The 18,470-nt window shown below is 50.4% G+C and carries 13 protein-coding genes and 1 pseudogene; 1 reads left to right on the top strand and 13 read right to left on the bottom strand.

Going from position 1 to position 18,470, the window contains the following annotated elements:
- Positions 1 to 10: 10 nt before the first annotated feature.
- The 10 genes and pseudogenes from HMPREF9469_RS19470 to metG all read right to left on the bottom strand — a co-directional run bounded on the left by HMPREF9469_RS19470 (position 11) and on the right by metG (position 13,212).
- Positions 11 to 1,123, bottom strand: coding sequence for an ABC transporter ATP-binding protein (locus HMPREF9469_RS19470; RefSeq protein ID WP_007865617.1), 1,113 nt, complete (start codon positions 1,121 to 1,123; stop codon positions 11 to 13).
- A 211-nt stretch (positions 1,124 to 1,334) separates the two neighbouring features.
- Positions 1,335 to 1,733: a zinc ribbon domain-containing protein gene (locus tag HMPREF9469_RS19465; protein ID WP_007865605.1), complete on the bottom strand. Its 399-nt coding sequence runs from the start codon at positions 1,731 to 1,733 to the stop codon at positions 1,335 to 1,337.
- A 68-nt stretch (positions 1,734 to 1,801) separates the two neighbouring features.
- A pseudogene (locus HMPREF9469_RS19460) lies at positions 1,802 to 3,585 on the bottom strand (oleate hydratase).
- Between the two features lie 126 nt (positions 3,586 to 3,711).
- Positions 3,712 to 4,578, bottom strand: coding sequence for a 16S rRNA (adenine(1518)-N(6)/adenine(1519)-N(6))-dimethyltransferase RsmA (gene rsmA, locus HMPREF9469_RS19455; RefSeq protein ID WP_007865603.1), 867 nt, complete (start codon positions 4,576 to 4,578; stop codon positions 3,712 to 3,714).
- Positions 4,579 to 4,699: 121 nt separating this feature from the next.
- On the bottom strand, positions 4,700 to 5,089 hold the full coding sequence (locus HMPREF9469_RS19450) for a hypothetical protein (protein WP_242827933.1): 390 nt from the start codon (positions 5,087 to 5,089) through the stop codon (positions 4,700 to 4,702).
- A gap of 133 nt (positions 5,090 to 5,222) precedes the next feature.
- Entirely contained in the window at positions 5,223 to 6,260 is a 1,038-nt protein-coding gene (locus HMPREF9469_RS19445; protein WP_007865601.1) for an AAA family ATPase, read from the bottom strand.
- A gap of 37 nt (positions 6,261 to 6,297) precedes the next feature.
- A complete protein-coding gene (gene brxC, locus HMPREF9469_RS19440) occupies positions 6,298 to 9,138 on the bottom strand; it encodes a BREX system P-loop protein BrxC (RefSeq protein ID WP_007865588.1) in 2,841 nt (946 codons plus the stop codon).
- 194 nt (positions 9,139 to 9,332) lie between these two features.
- Positions 9,333 to 10,121, bottom strand: coding sequence for a TatD family hydrolase (locus HMPREF9469_RS19435; protein ID WP_007865586.1), 789 nt, complete (start codon positions 10,119 to 10,121; stop codon positions 9,333 to 9,335).
- 5 nt (positions 10,122 to 10,126) lie between these two features.
- Positions 10,127 to 10,903: a TraX family protein gene (locus tag HMPREF9469_RS19430; protein WP_040416885.1), complete on the bottom strand. Its 777-nt coding sequence runs from the start codon at positions 10,901 to 10,903 to the stop codon at positions 10,127 to 10,129.
- Positions 10,904 to 11,199: 296 nt separating this feature from the next.
- Positions 11,200 to 13,212 (bottom strand): methionine--tRNA ligase, encoded by a 2,013-nt coding sequence (metG, locus tag HMPREF9469_RS19425; protein WP_007865582.1) that lies wholly within the window; start codon positions 13,210 to 13,212, stop codon positions 11,200 to 11,202.
- Between the two features lie 377 nt (positions 13,213 to 13,589).
- Between metG and HMPREF9469_RS19420 the strand changes: the two genes are divergently transcribed.
- Positions 13,590 to 15,434, top strand: coding sequence for a DUF885 domain-containing protein (locus HMPREF9469_RS19420; protein ID WP_007865580.1), 1,845 nt, complete (start codon positions 13,590 to 13,592; stop codon positions 15,432 to 15,434).
- Positions 15,435 to 15,481: 47 nt separating this feature from the next.
- Here HMPREF9469_RS19420 and HMPREF9469_RS19415 read toward each other — a convergent pair whose 3' ends face one another.
- The 3 genes from HMPREF9469_RS19415 to HMPREF9469_RS19405 all read right to left on the bottom strand — a co-directional run bounded on the left by HMPREF9469_RS19415 (position 15,482) and on the right by HMPREF9469_RS19405 (position 18,447).
- Positions 15,482 to 16,396 (bottom strand): alpha/beta hydrolase, encoded by a 915-nt coding sequence (locus tag HMPREF9469_RS19415; RefSeq protein ID WP_007865579.1) that lies wholly within the window; start codon positions 16,394 to 16,396, stop codon positions 15,482 to 15,484.
- Positions 16,397 to 16,411: 15 nt separating this feature from the next.
- On the bottom strand, positions 16,412 to 17,902 hold the full coding sequence (locus HMPREF9469_RS19410; protein WP_007865578.1) for a tripartite tricarboxylate transporter permease: 1,491 nt from the start codon (positions 17,900 to 17,902) through the stop codon (positions 16,412 to 16,414).
- Positions 17,903 to 17,994: 92 nt separating this feature from the next.
- Positions 17,995 to 18,447 carry a tripartite tricarboxylate transporter TctB family protein gene (locus HMPREF9469_RS19405; RefSeq protein WP_007865571.1) on the bottom strand — a complete coding sequence of 151 codons (453 nt, stop codon included), beginning with the start codon at positions 18,445 to 18,447 and terminating at the stop codon, positions 17,995 to 17,997.
- Positions 18,448 to 18,470: the final 23 nt, after the last annotated feature.

Below are 18,470 nucleotides of genomic sequence, written 5' to 3'. Positions count from 1 at the left end.
GGCAAGACTCCTAAACATACAGAATATTTTCTTCGGTTCCCCTGTCAAATAACTTGATGCGGTCCATATCCGCATAAAGACGTATCCGGTCTCCGGCCTTTGCAGTACAGGAAGGCGGCAGCTTGGCGGATACATGTTCCACCGTTCCCTGTCCGCATGTATCCCCGTGGAGCAGTACCTCCGAGCCCAGCATTTCCCTGACCCGCACATCCACCTGTAAAAAGGAATCACCTTCCCCCTCCTGGTGAAGGTCCTCTGCCCTTATGCCAAGGGTGATATTTTTTCCTGCATAGCCTCCTCTCAGCAGCCTTTTACTCAATACGGACGGTAGCTGAAGCCGCCACCCATTTCCTTCCAGCCACAGCATTTTATCAAAAACCACTGCCTGGCTGTCCAGAAAGTTCATGGATGGGGAACCGATAAATCCGGCCACAAATTGGTTCACGGGATTTTGATACAATTCCGCCGGCGGAGCCACCTGCTGGATCATCCCCTCTTTCATGACCACGATCCTGGTTCCCAAGGTCATGGCCTCCACCTGATCATGGGTTACATAGATAATCGTGGCATCCAGCTGCTTATGGAGCTTGGCGATCTCAACCCGCATCTGGGACCGGAGTTTGGCATCCAGATTGGACAGGGGTTCATCCATCAGATAGGCCTTAGGCTTTCTCACGATCACACTTCCGATCGCCACCCTCTGCTTCTGTCCGCCTGACAGTGCCTCCGGCTTCCGGTCCAGAAGATGGCCGATCTCCAGTATATCCGCCGCCTCCCTGACCCGCCGTTGGATCTCTGCCGCCGGAGTTTTATGTACCTTCAGTCCAAAGGCCATATTCTCATACACCGTCATATGGGGATACAGGGCGTAATTTTGGAATACCATGGACAGATCCCTGTTCTTCGGCTCCACCATGTTCATCAGGCAGTTGTCGATCCACAGTTCACCGGAAGAAATTTCTTCCAGTCCCGCGATCATCCTCAGGGTAGTGGACTTTCCGCAGCCAGAGGGCCCCACAAAAATGATCAGCTCCTTATCCCTGATATCCAGATTAAAATCCTTCACCGCACTGTAACCGTTCTTATAGGTTTTACAAACATTTACCAATGATATATCAGACATTTTTGTTCCTTCCTATCTGTAATCTACCATTCAATTTTAAATGGCGCCGGTAAAATCAAAAAGGCGGATTTGGTAAAATGATGGTAAAACAAAAAAATTTTGCACCACAGACAATGAGCATGTCATCAATCTGCTGTGCAAAATCTTTTATCGTTTAATATGAATGAGAACAGGTCACTTGCCCCTTAAGGGTATGTACCATCCGTCTCCCCTACAGTCTTCCTCCGCACTTGGGACAGTATTCAAAATCCTCCTCTGTCTCATATCCGCACCGGACACATTTTTTCCATACCTTATAGGCCCCATCCTTGTAAGTACTTCTCCTGTTTCCCTCCTGGACCAGCGTCAGGTCCGACTGGGTAATATCCACCTGCCGGCCGCGGAGCAGGGCCTTGCCCACCTCCTGGTCCAGCTCATACACCGCATCACAGCAGGACATTTTAACATAAAACTTTTTATTCCACTTGAATAAGGGAATAAAGAAGAAACTGAAATACATATACGTCATGAACACCTCGTACCGTCCGTATCTGCCGCACCGGTCACAGATCACGGTCTTCACATAATTCAGGATCTTCCGTCCCTGGCTGATTCCTCCTATGAATATCATATCTGCTGATTCTCCCCTCAGACTAATCCGGACAGAGTCCGGCTATGTGCCAACTCTGTCCGTTATTTTTAAAGATATGCCTTTTTAAGAGCTTTCATTAAAATCTTTGGCTGCCTGTTATACGGTGTGACCGGGCAGACGTTTTTTTCACATCCAGAAGACCATACACAGCAGTTCTTGCGGCACGCACAGAATATTCCTCTGTGAATACCATGTCGTCCGGAATCTCCACAAACTGGCTCACCATCGCAAAGTTGGTGGAGCCTGCCGGAATCACCTGCGGCCTGTCACTGTATTTGCGCGGCTCAAACTGGGCATCCACATATGGCATATAGCATGGGATCACATTGATAACCGTCTTCATCAGTTCCGCAATCTGATCCTCCGGAATATGCAGGTGATGGAGATATTCGTTCAGCAGCTCCTGACCTGTACAATCCTTCATTGGTTTCTTTACATAATCTCCCACCGCATCGGTATACAGACCATAACCCCAGAAAATGGTGGTGTCCATGGGCTGGTTTACAAAGTGAGGCTGTGCTGCAACCACACTGCTCATCAGCCAGCTGGAATCCTTAAATGTCATAAGGGCACCGCTGCCCGGTACATTTCCGGTAAATTCTTCAATGACCTTAAGCATGGCATCTCCCTTACAAGTAACCGTAAAGCTGAGCCAGTTGGTCTCATGAGGCTTTGTAAAAAACGGCTCCGGATTTCCCAGTCCAGGCTTCTTTGCCGCAACCTTGGCCCACAATTCACCGCTGATAGGCTTTTGCACAGGCATTGGCGCTGGTGTGTGGAAATCTCCCAGAGTAGCGCTGTCCGTCATGCACGCGTTGGTCATGATACAGATATCGTTGCTGTTCAGGGCGACCGTCTCAAACACGTAGGAATCCTTTGCAGCAGCTTCCCCGTTCTCTCCCATATCATCCGTGTTCTCCACCCTGCGCTTCAGATACAGGGTCTTTGCCGTAATGCCATGGCCATCCTCAAAATCAATATCCGTCACCTCGCAGTTCTCCACAAAGGTAACCCCTGCCTTTCTCAGGTAGGCTTCCAGCGGACGGATCACGCTGTCATACTGGTTCAGGGGTGTTCTTGTCACGCCCTCCAGCGTCTCAATACGGCTGAATTCAAAAATCATACGGTTCATGTACCTACGGAACTCATAAAGGCTGCTCCATTTCTGGAATGCAAAGGTGGTCTGCCACATATACCAGAAATTGGTTTCAAACATATGAGGGGTTTCCTTAAACCAGTCCTGAATGGTCAGGTTATCCAGCTTTTTCTCATCTGTGAGAAGAAGCTTCAGCAGAGCCATGCGGTCCGCCTGGTTAAAGCCCATGGATTTTACATCCTGTATCACGCCGTCCTTATCCACCAGCCTTGCCTTTGCGCAGGTGGGATGGGCATGGTCAAAGCTCAATATCTCCTCAGTCACACTGCGTCCGGGCTGGCGCAGGGAGGGAATTGAATCAAACAGCTCCCAGAAATTCTCATACGTCTCCTCGTTGAGCATACGGCCGCCGCGGCATACAAATCCCTTTTCAGGTGTGCCGATTCCATCATTGCTGCCGCCCAGGATGTGCATCCCCTCATAGATGGTGATCTGCTTGCCGGGGAACTTGCAGTCCCTCACCAAATATGCTGCCGCTGCCATGGTTGCCAGGCCTCCGCCAACCAGATACGCCTTTCTGCTGCCGTAATCCCGGTTGTTCATCACCGCTTCCTCAATGGCTGATATCCTTGCATCTTCCTGCTCTTTTTTGTTGTCGCGCAGTTTCTTTACCGCCACCCCTGCGGCCGCCCCTGCAGCAGCCGCTGCCAGGACCTTTCCCAATTTCTTGTTCATTGGCATTTCCTTCCTTTCCGTTTATATAAATTCTCAGATATCTAAGAAAATAATTCCTTCAACGGTCTTAAAACCACACTTCAGTGTTCCCCTTTTTCCGCCTGTAGATACATGGCCCGTGCCATTTTATGCATTTCTTGTAAAATAATTGGACAACTGGGCAAACTGATCCAGATTCAGGGCTTCCCCCCTGATGGCCGGCTGCACACCCAGGCTCTCAATGGCCTTTGCGATCATTTCCCTGTCATAAGGTATCTCCGGCGAATTGTTAAGCCCGTTCTGCAGGGTTTTCCTGCGCTGGTTAAAGGAAGCCCGGACCAGCTTAAACATAAACTTGGGATCGTCCACCTGTACCGGCGGTTCCTTGTATCTGGTAAGCCGGATAACGGCAGAGCCCACATTGGGCCTTGGTATGAAGCAGTTGGGCGGTACATTGGCCACAATATAGGGTTCGGCATAATACTGGACAGCCAGGGACAATGCCCCATAATCCTTGGACCCCGGCCCCACCTGCATCCTGTCCGCCACTTCCTTCTGGACCATGACCGTTATATTGTCAATGGGCACATCACTCTCAAACAGCCCCATGATGATCGGAGTGGTGATGTAGTAAGGAAGGTTGGCCACCACCTTAACGGGACGTCCTTCATTATATTCATTCACCAGGCCTCCCACATCCACCTTTAAAATATCGTCATTGATCACGGTGATATTCGTATATCCCTTTAATGTTTCATCCAGAATAGGCAGGAGATTGGAGTCGATCTCCACCGCCACCACACGCCTTGCATGCTCAGCCAGGTACTGGGTCATGGTGCCGATCCCAGGCCCGATCTCCAGCACACAGTCCTGCTCTGTAATTCCTGCCGCACTTATGATCTTGTCCAATACGTGGGTGTCTATGAGAAAATTCTGGCCAAACCGTTTCTGAAACGCAAATTGGTATTTTTGTATGATCTCTATGGTATGTTTCGGATTACCCAAATCTGCCATGTAATAAATTCCTTTCCCGGCCAAGCACTGCGTACACTGCATCCATTCCGTCCATCCTCATGCAAGACCCTCTTTTAAGATTACTTTATTCCCGGACAAAAGTCAACATGTCCGCCAAATATCAATGGTTCTCTTCGGCTTTAACAGGTGTTATGGGATATGCCCTATAGTCCGGGTGACTGTTCCACTCCGCAATTGACAGGACCTCAAAGTCCTCAATGAGCTTTGCCTTTCTCCCCTGCTGCAGCCGGAAGGGCAGTTTCTCCGCAATACAGTTGCGCAGCAGCTTTCTGTCCGTTGCCCCTGCATGTGGATATTCCACTATGTAAATATATTTTACAGGCTTGTCCTTTTTCTCCATGGCCAGGTAATGCAGGCTTTCATAGAATTTGCGCGCCACGCCTATTGTCCTTTTTTCCTCAAAGGGTTTAAATGCCTGGGGATTTACCGCTCCCGGGATGTCCGCATTTTTGTATTCCACCAGCAGTATGTATTCCGGTGTCTCTATCACAAAATCCGCATCCTTTAAAAATACCCCGGCAGTGTGGTACAGGTTGTATATCTGGTCCGTGGACCACACGGCCGCTGAACAGTCGATCTAGTAGACACCGTTTTCTTCCTTATAAACAGCCTTTTCCAAGGAATTACCCCCTTATGGTCTGTTCAAATACTTCATCCAGTAATTGATTGTAGGCATCTCCAATGGAATTTTTCTCCAGATCCCTGAACAAAGGCTTACTTTCCGCCTCCACCAGGTGGCTGCCGTTATAGTACAGGGAGTGGAACCCCAGGGAATCCGCGCCCCTGGATTTTAATTCCAGGTACTTTGCCAGCACATAGTCATGGGTTGCCAGCACGATCTGAACACCTGACTCCTGCAATGCATAGAGCATATCCACCAGCTGGGGGATATACTTGGGATTAATATTGGCCTCCGGCTCATCCCAGAAAAGAAGTGACCCTCTGGCCAGCAATCCTGTTTCGATCAGCCGCCACAGCACGGACAGTTTTTTGAAACCTTCCGCTTCACTTTGAAAGCCGGTTTTATAACCATTGTGCATGATAAAATATCGGTCTTTTTCAAATACCACCCTTCCCCCAATGATCTGTTGGATACAATCCAGGGTTTCCCGGGCAGAGGGCGTAAGCTCCCGCAGTTGGGACATGCCTGATTTAAACAATATATCTACCAGCGTCTTATCAAAGGGCACATGCCTCTCCACATAATCTTTTTCAATCCCCGCATGGGTCAGCATTTCTTTGGCAGGAATGAACGCGGTTTTTACTTCTTCCCTCGTCCTCTTTCCTTTAATCTGCAGCGAGACCTCCATCTGTCCAAGGGGCGGTTCCAGCTGCTCCTCTTTTGGAATATTGTCTTTAAAAGCAGCCTGGTAGGCAAAGAACTTCTCATTTACACCCAGGGTGATTTTTAATGGTTCCCCCAGCCGGTTGAACATAACATCAAACCGGTCCGCGCAAAAGCATTGGGACAATGTTTCAAAAAATAGCAGTTTTGCGTTACGCGACAATGTATTGCTCTCATAAAAAGCGTACAAAACCTTAAGGAGATGGGTCTTTCCTGTGCCGTTTTCCCCGATCAGCACATTAATCCCCCGGCAAAACTTCAAATCCAGTTTCCTAAATACAGTAAAATTTTCCAAATGTAATTGTTCAAGGGCCATTGCCGCCGCTCCTTCCATATCAAGCCATACTTTTGTCTCACTCTATCCTATTCCTGCCATCTTGCCTGATATCCATAAATCCCTGCGTGTACTGTGAGGCCAGATCCGCCATCCGTTCCAGTCCCGGATCCGGTCTATAGCCTTCCTGCTTTTCATATGCAGAGAGGATCCTAAGCCCATGGTCTAACCGTTCCCTCTGTTCTTCAAAGAACCGCCGGATCGTGTCCGCCAGCTGGGGACAGCCCCTGAACCGCGACTTGACCGTTATATATTCCAGGTAATCCTGCCTGGTAACATAGGATAACAGATCATCCTCTTTTGCCGTAAGCGTACAGCCGTTAAAGACCAACTCAATATCCTGCTGTTCAAACAGGGCAAGGACCGTCCCTGCCGTATCGGCCTTCCTCCAGCCGTAGGGAATCCCTGAGAACTGCCTGACCAGGCTTTCCATGGTAACCGGAATATTGGCAAGGCAGCTGAGGTTGATGGCTTTCAGCATCTCCTCCCTGGCAGGTTCATTGAAACGGGAACTAACCGGTTCCGTTTGGTCAAAAGGCGGGATAATACAGTTAAGCTTGGTGTATAAGCTTTCCACCAGTATCCTTACCGCGTCACTGATCCGGCAAACCGGCTCCTTTTCCTTCCCATCCATCATGTTCCCATTCACATATATATCTGCCTCTCTCACCATGTCCGCCAGCAGTCCATGACAGTGCCCTGCCCCTTCCCCTATACCTAACGCTCCTGTATCTGCGTCCGCTGTCCCGGATCCGCGGTATGATCCTTCATCTAATTCAGCCAGACGAAGCATATATGCTTTTAGCCTGATCCATTGCTCCATCCTCCTTATAAGCTTCATACGGGCCGGAAGCACAATGACCACGCTTTGCTCTTTAACGGACCGTGCCTTGACCTGGTCTTCAGTCCCAGGCATCCTGTCATGGGTCGATAGCATCACACGGATCCCTATCTCGCCTTTCTGCATTCCCCACGGCTGATCATTTATTGCAATGCGCAAGGTAAAGTCCCGGTAATCCTTATATCGGTATGTCTTATTCCCGTTAAACAGGAGGGAAACAAACTCTTCTACTATTCTGTCCCGCATCCCAGGATCATAACCCTTCCTGATTTCAATCGGCTGATCCCGCCTGCTGTCCTCTATGACCAGGAACATATACTGCTGCCCAATGCTGGCGATCAGGTCCCGCGCTTCCAGGCGGGCCAGGGAATCCACGGTTCTCTGTTCCGCTTCAGCCCTGTCCTCACCGATATCCTTTACCATGATGGTGGTGATATTCTCCACATTGGCCGGAAGTGCGGCGGATACATACCGGATCAGTACAAGGGCCTTCCAGACCTCCAGATCAAAGGGCTCCAGACCCCCATCACGGCCCGCGGCCATATCCGCAGCCTTTGCCGCCGTCCCCCGGATATCAGCGTTTAAAAAGGGCTCTACATCCTGGTAAAAAGCGGAAAAAGGAACCAGCGCACCACATTGGGATTCCTGATAGCGGACCGCCGCCGCCTGAAAGGCGTGCAGCAGAGAGCGCACCTGGCCGGAGGGAGTTTCTATGGCTGTCCCATCCCCTGAGGCATTCTGACCGCCTATGGCTGCCCCCTTGATGGGAATCCTCCGAAACATGGTCTGAAGCACGGACCGGAGCAGGCTGAACTGGTAGGGAACAAACGGATATGTCTCTGTAAACTCCTCCTCCCCCCCATACAGCTGTTGTCTCAAAACATCAGAGGAGAGCCGGAACAACTCCTTAAAGTCAGAAGACCTTTCAGCATACAGATGCTTTAATTCCCCTGCCGCCGCATCTGTCTTGGCCAGGAGCCGTTTCCTGACGATCTCCTCCCCATCCTCGGATGACAACAGGATACGGGTCCTAAAACGTGATGCGGTTTTCAAAGCGTCACTGTATTCCATCCGTCCCCCGCTGCCCGGCAGCGCAGGTGCATCCACATCCTGCTTTCCTGCCGCTACGACCCAGGCCTGCCCACTGCACAACTCCCCCAGCCTTTCCGTTATGGCCTGCAGGGATAACAGGCAGCTGACGTCATTTTGGGCGGCATCTACGCCGTCATATAAAAAAACAATGACCTGTTTTTTCCGACCGGCAGCGCTTCTTTCTTCAATATATTCCTGCACCATATGCACAAGATCATCAATGCCTGGCGGATCATTCCTTTCAGCATTTTGATACCAGCCTTTTGCCGCTTCAGAGCTCATCTGTGTTGTATCCGCCAGGGCTTTTACAATATTTTCTTCTTCAAAATAAAAATCTTCCCGCGCCTCTTTCCAGTCACTTCCGGATAACTCCCTGAAGCGGCGGCAAAAGTTCCCGTACACACCATCTCTGGTCATCTGACGCTCCAGATCCGCAATCCAGGGCATATTCTCACAAAATCCCTGAAAATGATCAAATGCCCTCCTAAAGTCCCTAACAACCCTGTCACCACCGGCTGCAGGCCGTCCGCCATCCTCATCCATGTGAAAGAGCAGGGTGTCGGCCTGGATCTCCGCTGCGGCCCGCATATTGGCTATGGTATGCCTGTCCTCTATTTCCCGGCTTAGGATATCCACCGCGCGCCTGCCCTTATATTCCCTGCCGGACAGCAGACAGGATAATACCTTTAAAAACAGTGATTTGCCGCTGCCAAAGGGACCGCCGACCCACACGCCCGTATGATCCAGTCCCTCCTTTATCCCTGTGCAATAATTTTCAAAAAACACGTCAAAATGCCGGTTCAATTCCCGGGTCACAACATACTCCTCCAACTCCTGCGCCATGATATCCGCAGAATCCTGTGTGACCTTTATAATTCCCTGAACCGGCCTTTGTATTTTCTTTTGAAACATTTGACTAATTTTCATTTTCCTGCACTCCTATCCTTCAATCAGCTCCATACCTTGTGGCCATAAACCCCGGCAGTATATCCGGATAAGCAAATCTATCCCTTCTTTTGCATCGATCCTTTGAGTGGAATACAAATATTTTAACAAAAATGCAGGAAGTATTCAACGCTTTAAATGGGAAACAGAATATTTCCCCAAACAATCGTAACGGTTCAGACATCCGATGTGGGTATTGGGCTGATCCTATACAGACGCAGTGCATTCTCCCAGGCCGTCTTCATGACCGTATCCCTGTCCACCCCCTTGATCCCGCTGATGGCATCCACTACATAAGTCAGGTTAAGGGAGGAATTGCGCTTGCCCCGGTTGGGCACAGGGGCAAGGTAGGGACAGTCTGTCTCCAGCACAAGGGATTTAAGGGGAGCATACTCCACCACTTCCTTTAACTTCTTTGCATTGTTAAATGTGACAACGCCTCCGATCCCCAGAAAAAATCCCATGTTCAGATACTCCCTGGCAATCTCCTTTCCATAGGAAAAACAGTGGATCACACCGCCCATATCCCCTGCTTTCTCTGCCTTCATCATATCCAGGGTATCCTTTGCGGCATCCCTGCTGTGTATGATCACAGGAAGCTTTGTCCTTCTCGCCAGATCCAGCTGGCGGACAAACCATTTCTTCTGTATGGAATGGTCAGGTTCCTCCCAGTAATAATCCAGACCGATCTCTCCCACTGCCTTTACCTTCTCATGGGTACAGCAGGATTCGATCCACCGGATCTTCTCCTCGTCAAGTTCCGCCGTCTCACTGGGATGAATCCCCTGGGCCGCATACATCCAGTCATATGTTTCTGCCAGCTTCAGGGTGGTCACACAGCTGTCAAGGCTGGCCGCCACATTCATCACAGAAGTGATGCCGGCGTCCTTAAGGCTACCCAGCAGTTCCTCACGGTCAGTATCAAACGCCTCATCATCATAATGGGCATGTGTATCAAAAATCATTGGACTCAAACTCCTTTTTGCAATCCATGGGCCAGCCCGTAAAGCACCAGAAGGTGGACGGGATAAAACACATAGAAAAGATATTTTAACTGAAACGCTCCCCGCCTGCCATTATACAACACAATGGGCACATATGCCAGGGCGGATACACAGTAATAGCTCACACTCTCCGCGGCGCATAAGACCACCCCCACCGCCAGCTGGGCAATGTCGTTGTGGCGGAACCAGTACATGGACGCGATCAAAAGCACTCCGATCACATTGTAATCCGTCTGCAGGATCCAGGAAAGGGCGCATCCCCCGGCCAGGGCAGCCAGCTGAATGCCCAGCTTCCTGGTATATTCCATTACAAATATAACCATAATTCCGATCAAAAGGGTAAACAGCATGTTCTGATAGTAGGGGTAGAAGACCCTGCCATAGATAGCCAGGTCAAATGGGACCTCTGAGATGAGGGCGCAGATCAGCATACGCAGCGCATACCTTCCCCTGTCCCTGGTGCGGACAAATTCTTCCGCCACCAGAAATGCAAAAATAGGAAACGCCAGACGGCCCAGATATCGGCAGACCTGTCCCGCGATCATCCATATATGCCCGGAAGGGGTCGCTATCACTGCCTGATACACGGCTCTGTCCGCAGCGTGGAGAATCCCTCCCTGGATGACCACAGCTCCCATATTATCAATCAGAATCGCCACAATGCCAAGCACCTTCAGCTGATTTCCCGTAAGGCCCGGGCGCCGGCTTCCATATGAACTCAGACTGCCTGTTCTCGTATTCATCTCTATTCCTCGTCTAAATAGCGGGCCAATCATGCCCCTGGTCTTTGGTGTCTTATTATCATACTCCAAAATGGTAAAAAATGCAAGTTTCTCCCACTTTTGGTCTATTTTTCCATCAAAAGCGCCCCTTATCTCCCATTTATTACCTATTTTCGTGTGATTTACAGCCATTTTCCAAAGCAAAGTGGGTGAGTACGCCACAACACGCCTTTTTCCCGCTCACAAGGACACAACATGTCCCCGTATAAAAAAATGGAGCGGGACATCCATCTGTCCCACTCCTGTATCAGATTCCCTTAGCAGATCTCAGCGCCTGCGGGCATATCCTTTTCCGGTTTCATAAGAGCCAGGCCGCCGTCCGCATCCTCAGCGCACAAAAGCATCCCCTCGGACAGCATGCCCGCCAGCTTGGCCGGCTTTAAGTTGGTGACCACCATAACCTTCTTGCCCACCATCTCCTCCGGTGAATAACAAGCCTTAATACCGCTGATGATCTGGCGTGTCTGGCTTCCGATCTTCACCTGGGAGCAAAGCAGCTTCTTGGATTTGGGAACCGCCTCACACCGGATGATCTCACCCACCTGGAACTGGAGCTTTGCAAAATCTTCATAGGTTATCTCCGGCTTTGCCTCAACATCTATTACGTTCTCCTTTGCGTCACCTGACTCCCGGGTATCTCCCCGGTCATCTGCTCCCTTGGTATGGGCTCCCTCCGCAGCCTGATCCGCTGCATGCATGGCTTCTACCTTTTCCATCACTTCCTTCATGTCCATACGGGCAAAGAGGATCTCCGGCTTATCCGTCACCTTGCCGCCTGACGGATACAGGCCAAATGTATCCATCTGAGCCAGCTCCCTCTTTCCTGTGTTAAGCTGCGCCAGGATCTTACCGGAAGTCTCAGGCATAAAGGAGTACAGCAGGGATGCTCCAATGGTGATGGATTCTGTCAGGTTATAAAGCACGGTGGACAGTCTGTCCTTTTGCGCCTCATCCTTGGCCAGGGTCCATGGCGTTGTCTCATCAATATACTTGTTGCATCTTCTGAAAATGTTGAAGATCTCCGTCATGGCATCGGCCACTCGCAGCTGTTCCATCTTGGCATCCGCTTTTTTCACCTCTTCCAGAACAACACTCTTAAGATCCTCATCCACCGGCTCTGCAGCGCCCCTATCAGCGATCACGCCGTCAAAATACTTGTTGCTCATGGAAATGGTGCGGTTCACCAGATTGCCCAGGATATTGGCCAGGTCGGAGTTCATGCGCTCCACCATCAGCTCCCATGAGATGACGCCGTCATTGTCAAAAGGCATCTCATGAAGCACAAAGTAACGCACCGCATCCACGCCAAAGAAATCCACCAGGGTATCTGCATACAGTACATTTCCCTTGGACTTGCTCATCTTGCCGTCTCCCTGAAGCAGCCACGGATGGCCGAACACCTGCTTTGGAAGGGGCACATTCAGGGCCATCAGGAAAATGGGCCAGTAAATGGTATGGAAGCGGATAATGTCCTTTCCGATCAGGTGCAGGTCGGCGGGCCAAAGCTTTCCAAACTGGTCCGTGCTGTTTCCATCACAGTCATAACCGATCCCGGTGATATAGTTGGTAAGCGCGTCCAGCCATACATAGGTCACATGCTTGGGATCAAAGCTGACAGGAATCCCCCAGCTGAACGTTGTCCTGGAAACACACAGGTCCTGGAGTCCGGGAAGCAGGAAATTGTTCATCATCTCGTTCTTCCTGGACACCGGCTGGATAAATTCCGGATGCTCATTGATATACTCGATCAGCCGGGGAGCATACTTGCTCATACGGAAAAAATATGCCTCCTCCTTGGCCGGCTTGACCTCCCGCCCGCAGTCGGGGCACTTGCCGTCCACCAGCTGGGACTCTGTGAAAAATGACTCGCAGGGAGTGCAGTAAAGACCTTCATAATAGCCCTTGTAGATATCCCCCTGGTCATAAAGCTTCTTAAAGATCTTCTGGACCTGGGCCTCGTGGTCCTCATCCGTGGTGCGGATGAATTTGTCATAGGAGGTATTCATCAGATCCCATATCCTCCGGATCTCAGCGGCTGCCTTGTCCACGAATTCCTTAGGCGTAACACCGGCCGCCTCTGCCTTTTCCTCTATCTTTTGCCCGTGTTCGTCCGTTCCTGTCTGGAAAAACACGTCATAACCCTGTTCCCTTTTATACCTGGCAATGCTGTCAGCCAGAATGATCTCATAGGTATTGCCAATGTGCGGTTTTCCCGATGCATATGCAATGGCTGTTGTGATATAATATGGTTTTTTACAATCCTGACACATAATTCATTTCCCTCTTCTTCTGCCCGGCTGGCGCCGTTTTAATAGTTTTAAGGTAACAGTTCAGGACGGCGGGAAAATGGGTGCAAAAGCGGGCGTTAAGCTTGCTTATAAGTCCGTTTTTGCACCCATTTTCACATCGGATGGACATCCGATGCTTCTTAACCGGCTTTTCCGGTCAAGAAGATGAGCCGTCCTGAACAGTTACGTTTTAAGTATAAGCGTTCCACCCATATTCGTCAAGACATGACCCCGGTTTTTCCCCCTGACAGGGGGCATTCTTTCACACATAAGTTGTAATTTCCCTACATATACTATATAATGATTCGAGTGCAGGCAAAAAACAACAACTTATACCCCATTGGAGGAATGACAGTATAATGAAACAGCGTAAAACCATATATTTACAACTAATCATGTCCCTGATCCTGGTCATCTCCCTGGTGACAGGATGCGTTGCCCCAGGACAGAGTGCGGACAAGGAAACGGACGCGCAGACAGAGGCCGGACTTGAAAGCTCCGCCTCCTATGAAAAATATGAGAAGGCCCACCTGGATGCCCAGGAGCACTTTGACCAGATGATGAACGACCTGTTCCTGGACGAAGTAGACAACTCCCTGATCACCCTTCACTATACCCTGGCCAATCCGGCCGCCTTCGGCATCACTGATTACGATAAAACCCTGGGGACCGTTACCCTGGAGGAAAGCAAACAGGCTCTCGCCGATGCCAAATCCCTGAAAGTACAACTAAATGACATTGACAGCCGTCATCTGCGTGAGGACCAGCTCCTTACATATACCATCCTGTCCTCCTATCTGAACACCATGTTAAGCAGCGAGGGATTGGAGCTTTATGACCAGCCTCTGTCCTCTTCCCTGGGAATCCAGGCCCAGCTGCCCATATTGCTGTCAGAGTATGTGTTCTACACCAAACAGGATGTGGAGGATTACCTTTCACTGCTCTCCTCCATTGACACTTATTATGAAAGCATCATAGAATTTGAAAAGCAGAAAACAGAAGCCGGGCTTGGCCTTTGCGACACTGCCATTGACAGGATCATCGAGTCCTGCAACGCCTATCTGCTGGACGCTGACCACAGCTTTATGGCAGAAACATTTGCCCAGAGGCTGGATCAGGTGGAGGGATTGACCGATACGGAAAAAGAGGACTACAGCGCCAGAAACCGCGCTGCCATCAATGAACATTTTGTGCCTGCTTACCAGAAGCTCATAGATGGTCTGACACCCTTAAAAGGCACCGGGACCAATGACAAGGGGCTGTATTATTTCCCTGAGGGGCAAAAATATTACCAGTACCTGGTAAACGCCTACACCGGTACCTCTTATCAGGATATACCGGAACTTAAAAAGGCCATCAGCGACCAGATGATGAATGATCTCACTGCCATGGATGAGCTGCTCACTGAGAATCCCGCCCTGGCAAAAAAGATGTATTCCTATTCCTTCAGCCTGACGGACCCTAATGAAATACTGGAAAACCTGCGCACCCAGTGCATCAAGGATTTCCCGGCCATTGAAGACTATGTGTGCAATATAAAAAATGTACCCTCTGCCCTGGAAGCCACCTTAAGCCCGGCATTTTACCTCACCGTTCCCATCGACCGGCCCCAGGACAATTCCATCTACATCAACAACGGCAGCACCAACACGGCCAGAAACCTGTACTCCACCCTGGCTCACGAGGGATATCCGGGGCACATGTACCAGACCCTGTATTTTAACAGGAATAACAGCTGCAACCTGAGAAAACTCCTGAGTTTCAGCAGCTACTCCGAGGGCTGGGCCACCTATGTGGAATATTACTCCTACACCCTGGACAATGGGCTGGATCCTGACCTGGGCGAGCTTCTCAGGCACAATGCAGCATTTACCCTGTCCCTTTATGCCATCCTGGATCTTAATATCCACTATGAGGGCTGGGACATCAAGCAGGTACAGGATTACCTGAATCATTATTTCCGGATCAGCGATCCCTCGGTCATCACCACCATATACTACGATATTGCGGAAAACCCCGCCAACTATCTGGAGTATTATGTGGGATACCTGGAGATCCTTAACATGCAGAGCGAGGCGAAAAAGACCCTGGGCAGCCGTTACACCAACATGGAGTTCAACCGTTTTCTTCTGGACATCGGACCGGCTCCCTTCAGTGTGATCAAACCTTACTTTAATGAGTGGCTGATAGAGGAAAATAAATAGGGGAAGGAATGTTCCTGTGGGGAATGCTTTCTGCAAAGAATGCTTTCCTACAGATAGGCTCTCAGGAACTCCTTTACAAGACCCATCACCTCCGGCGTCCAGGTCCGGTTTCCGTGGCCTCCGCCTTTTACCTTATAGAATTCAACGGAATGCCCATTGTCTTTTAACAGATTATAGAATTTTACACTCTGTGTAAAATGCACCTTTGCATCCTCATCTCCGTGGACCAGGAGGAAGGGGGGAATTACCTTATCTCTGGTGATATAACCGGCCAGATTGGCCCGTTTTACCTCCTCCTGGTGTTCACTGATGGGGCCGCCGAATAATTTTTCAATGGGGTCCCCCTCAAAGTATTGGATCAGCTCCGGCGTCATGGTTTCGCACATACTTTCAAATTCAAACACACCATAGAAATCCACACAGCATTTCACATTGGAATGCTGTTCTTTGTATTCCGGAGTGTCAAACTCTTCCACCCCATCAGAAAGCGCGGCCAATGCCACTGTGTGCCCGCCTGAGGAATCCCCCCAAAGGGCGATCCGGTCCGGATCGATCTGATACTCCCCGGCATGGGCCCTCAGATAGCGGATCGCGGCTTTCAAATCCTGTACCTGCGCAGGGAACACCCCTCCCTCATCGCTGTAGCGGTACTCCACGGACGCCACCACATATCCCTCATGGACAAACTGGGCCAACTGGGGAATGGGCTTAAAATACTCCTGTTTTCTGAATCCCGATCCCTGGACGTAAACGATCAGCGGGTATCTCCTGTCAGGTTCATGGGATATCAGCTTCATGAGCTGAAGATGGAGAGGCCTGTTGCGCACCACATACACAATATTGGGGATCAGAGTGGCCCGGAAGCTGTCTGTCCTGTCCCCGTAGATCACCTTCATCCCCTCTGCTGATACAGGAGAAAAATTTTCCCGATCCATATTATACGTAATCTGCTTTGAAATCATGTTTGTCATCCTTTTCTAGTTTTCTTTTTTGCTGCTTTCTCTGACCATGGATATAAGGGGCATCAATACGCTGACCAGGGCGATCAGCAGGAAGACACAGGAAACCGGCCTTGTAAAGAATACAAAGGGATTGCCCTGCGCCATCATCATGGAACGGCGCAGGTTGGTTTCCAGCTCACTTCCCAGTATGAATGCAAGCATCATGGGCCCCATGGGCAATCCTCCCATCTGCATCAGCAGGGCAAACAGAGCGCATGCCAGCATCAGTCCGCAGTTAAACAGGGTATTGGTATCGCTGAACGCACCCACAAAACATATGATGCCGATGGTGCCAAACAGATAGTGGTATGGAATGGTGAGAAGCCTTGGGAACAGACGCATTCCAAACAGCTGCAGTATAAGAGTAAGGATCGCTGCCAGAAGCACGGCCCCAAAGATAACATATACCAGCTCCGGCTCCTTGGTCATGAGAAGAGGTCCGGGTTCGATCCCGTGTATCATCAGTCCGCTGAGCATGATCGCCGTCACAGTGTCCCCGGGAATGCCCAGGGCGATCAGCGGAATGATGGCGCCTCCGATGGCGGCATTGTTGGAAACCTCAGATGCAAATACACCGTCCACACAGCCCGTTCCAAACTTCTCCGGATGTTTGGATGCGCTTTTAGCCTGGGAATAGGCGATCATATTGGAAATGCCGGCTCCCATTCCCGGAAGGAACCCGATCCACAGGCCAATGAGAAATGACCTGACAATATTGACCACATTGTCCCTCAGCTCCTTAAGGGTGACACCGATTCCCCGGATATTGGCTTTTTCAATGGTGGGCAGGTTCTGCTGATCCGTGGCGTAATTAAGGATAACCTGGTATACGGCAAATGTTCCCAGCATCAGGGCCACCATGTTAATACCGCCGCTGATACTGTTTACCCCAAAGGTAAATCGGGCCGTGGCGTCAAAGGGCGCATACCCCACCGCTGAGAGGAACAGCCCGATAAAAGCAGCGGCCAGCCCCTTGAACATATTCCCCTTGGAAAGGGAGATGACCAGAGTAATGGCCATGGTACAGAGGCCGAAATATTCCCACGGCCCCAGATTTACGGCTGCCTTTGCAATCAGGGGACAGAAAAACACAGCTATGATGGTGCTGAGAAATGTTCCCAGAAAGGATCCCAGTATCCCGGCTCCCAGGGCTTTTGTAGTCTGTCCTTTCTGGCTTAGGGGATAGGCGTCAAAACAGGTGGCAATGGATGAGGGCGTGCCCGGTATGCCCACCAGGGTGGCGGCAATAAATCCCCCCGACATGCCGCCCACATAGATACTCATAAGGGTGGTGATGCCCAGCTTTGCGGTCATCTTAAAGGTGACCGGCAAAAGCAGTGTGATGGCCATATTGGAGGTAAGGCCCGGCACAGCACCGAATACAATTCCCAGTACAACGCTTCCCAGCATAACGGCAAAGCTGGTTGGCTCCAAGAGCGTGTGCAGGGTAAGTGAAAAATACTCCATAACGAACCTCCATAAACGATGATTGATGGCTGCCCACCGCCTAAAAAGGCGGGAGCCCCAGAGGGAAGGAGAGCCGTATCTTCAGACACGCTCTATGGAAGAACAATGGACAGCAGCTTAACAAACACCAGATACAGCACTCCTGTAAGTATCAGGGAATAGGCAGCTGCCACTGCCAGATTGATCTTCTTTTTCTGCTTTAATATATAAATCAGCGCAAATGCAGCCAGCGGGGTGGACACAAGGAACCCCAGGTACTTAAGCCCCAGAAGATAGCATATAAGCACCAGGAACAGGAACCCGAATTTTCCCCACTGTCCCCTGTCCAGGGTGAGCATTTTTTTATCCGGCACTTTGGAGAAAAGGATTCCCGCCCCGCACACCATCATTCCAAATGCAGCTATGTACAAGAATAGTTTTGGCCCCGGATCCCCCACCGACAGCCGCATCTTCACCTTCATCAGCTTTGTGCCCACTGCGGCCAGGCCGCCGGCCGCCGCCAGGACAGCTCCTGCTATCCGGTCCTTTTTCATCTGATTGTTCATCTATACACCGCCTGTCCCATTTA

The sequence above is a fragment of the [Clostridium] citroniae WAL-17108 genome (assembly GCF_000233455.1).
GTDB lineage: Bacteria > Bacillota > Clostridia > Lachnospirales > Lachnospiraceae > Enterocloster > Enterocloster citroniae.
Note: the sequence above shows the minus strand (reverse complement) of the source record. Positions and strands in the feature narration are given on the sequence as shown.

Coding starts and splice junctions, on each gene's coding strand:
- HMPREF9469_RS19465 (WP_007865605.1), bottom strand. CDS start 1,733: ATGATATTCATAGGAGGAATCAGCCAGGGACGGAAGATCCTGAATTAT.
- brxC (WP_007865588.1), bottom strand. CDS start 9,138: ATGAAAATTAGTCAAATGTTTCAAAAGAAAATACAAAGGCCGGTTCAG.
- HMPREF9469_RS19420 (WP_007865580.1), top strand. CDS start 13,590: ATGAAACAGCGTAAAACCATATATTTACAACTAATCATGTCCCTGATC.
- HMPREF9469_RS19445 (WP_007865601.1), bottom strand. CDS start 6,260: ATGGCCCTTGAACAATTACATTTGGAAAATTTTACTGTATTTAGGAAA.
- metG (WP_007865582.1), bottom strand. CDS start 13,212: ATGTGTCAGGATTGTAAAAAACCATATTATATCACAACAGCCATTGCA.
- HMPREF9469_RS19430 (WP_040416885.1), bottom strand. CDS start 10,903: ATGAATACGAGAACAGGCAGTCTGAGTTCATATGGAAGCCGGCGCCCG.
- rsmA (WP_007865603.1), bottom strand. CDS start 4,578: ATGGCAGATTTGGGTAATCCGAAACATACCATAGAGATCATACAAAAA.
- HMPREF9469_RS19405 (WP_007865571.1), bottom strand. CDS start 18,447: ATGAACAATCAGATGAAAAAGGACCGGATAGCAGGAGCTGTCCTGGCG.
- HMPREF9469_RS19415 (WP_007865579.1), bottom strand. CDS start 16,396: ATGATTTCAAAGCAGATTACGTATAATATGGATCGGGAAAATTTTTCT.
- HMPREF9469_RS19470 (WP_007865617.1), bottom strand. CDS start 1,123: ATGTCTGATATATCATTGGTAAATGTTTGTAAAACCTATAAGAACGGT.
- HMPREF9469_RS19435 (WP_007865586.1), bottom strand. CDS start 10,121: ATGATTTTTGATACACATGCCCATTATGATGATGAGGCGTTTGATACT.
- HMPREF9469_RS19410 (WP_007865578.1), bottom strand. CDS start 17,902: ATGGAGTATTTTTCACTTACCCTGCACACGCTCTTGGAGCCAACCAGC.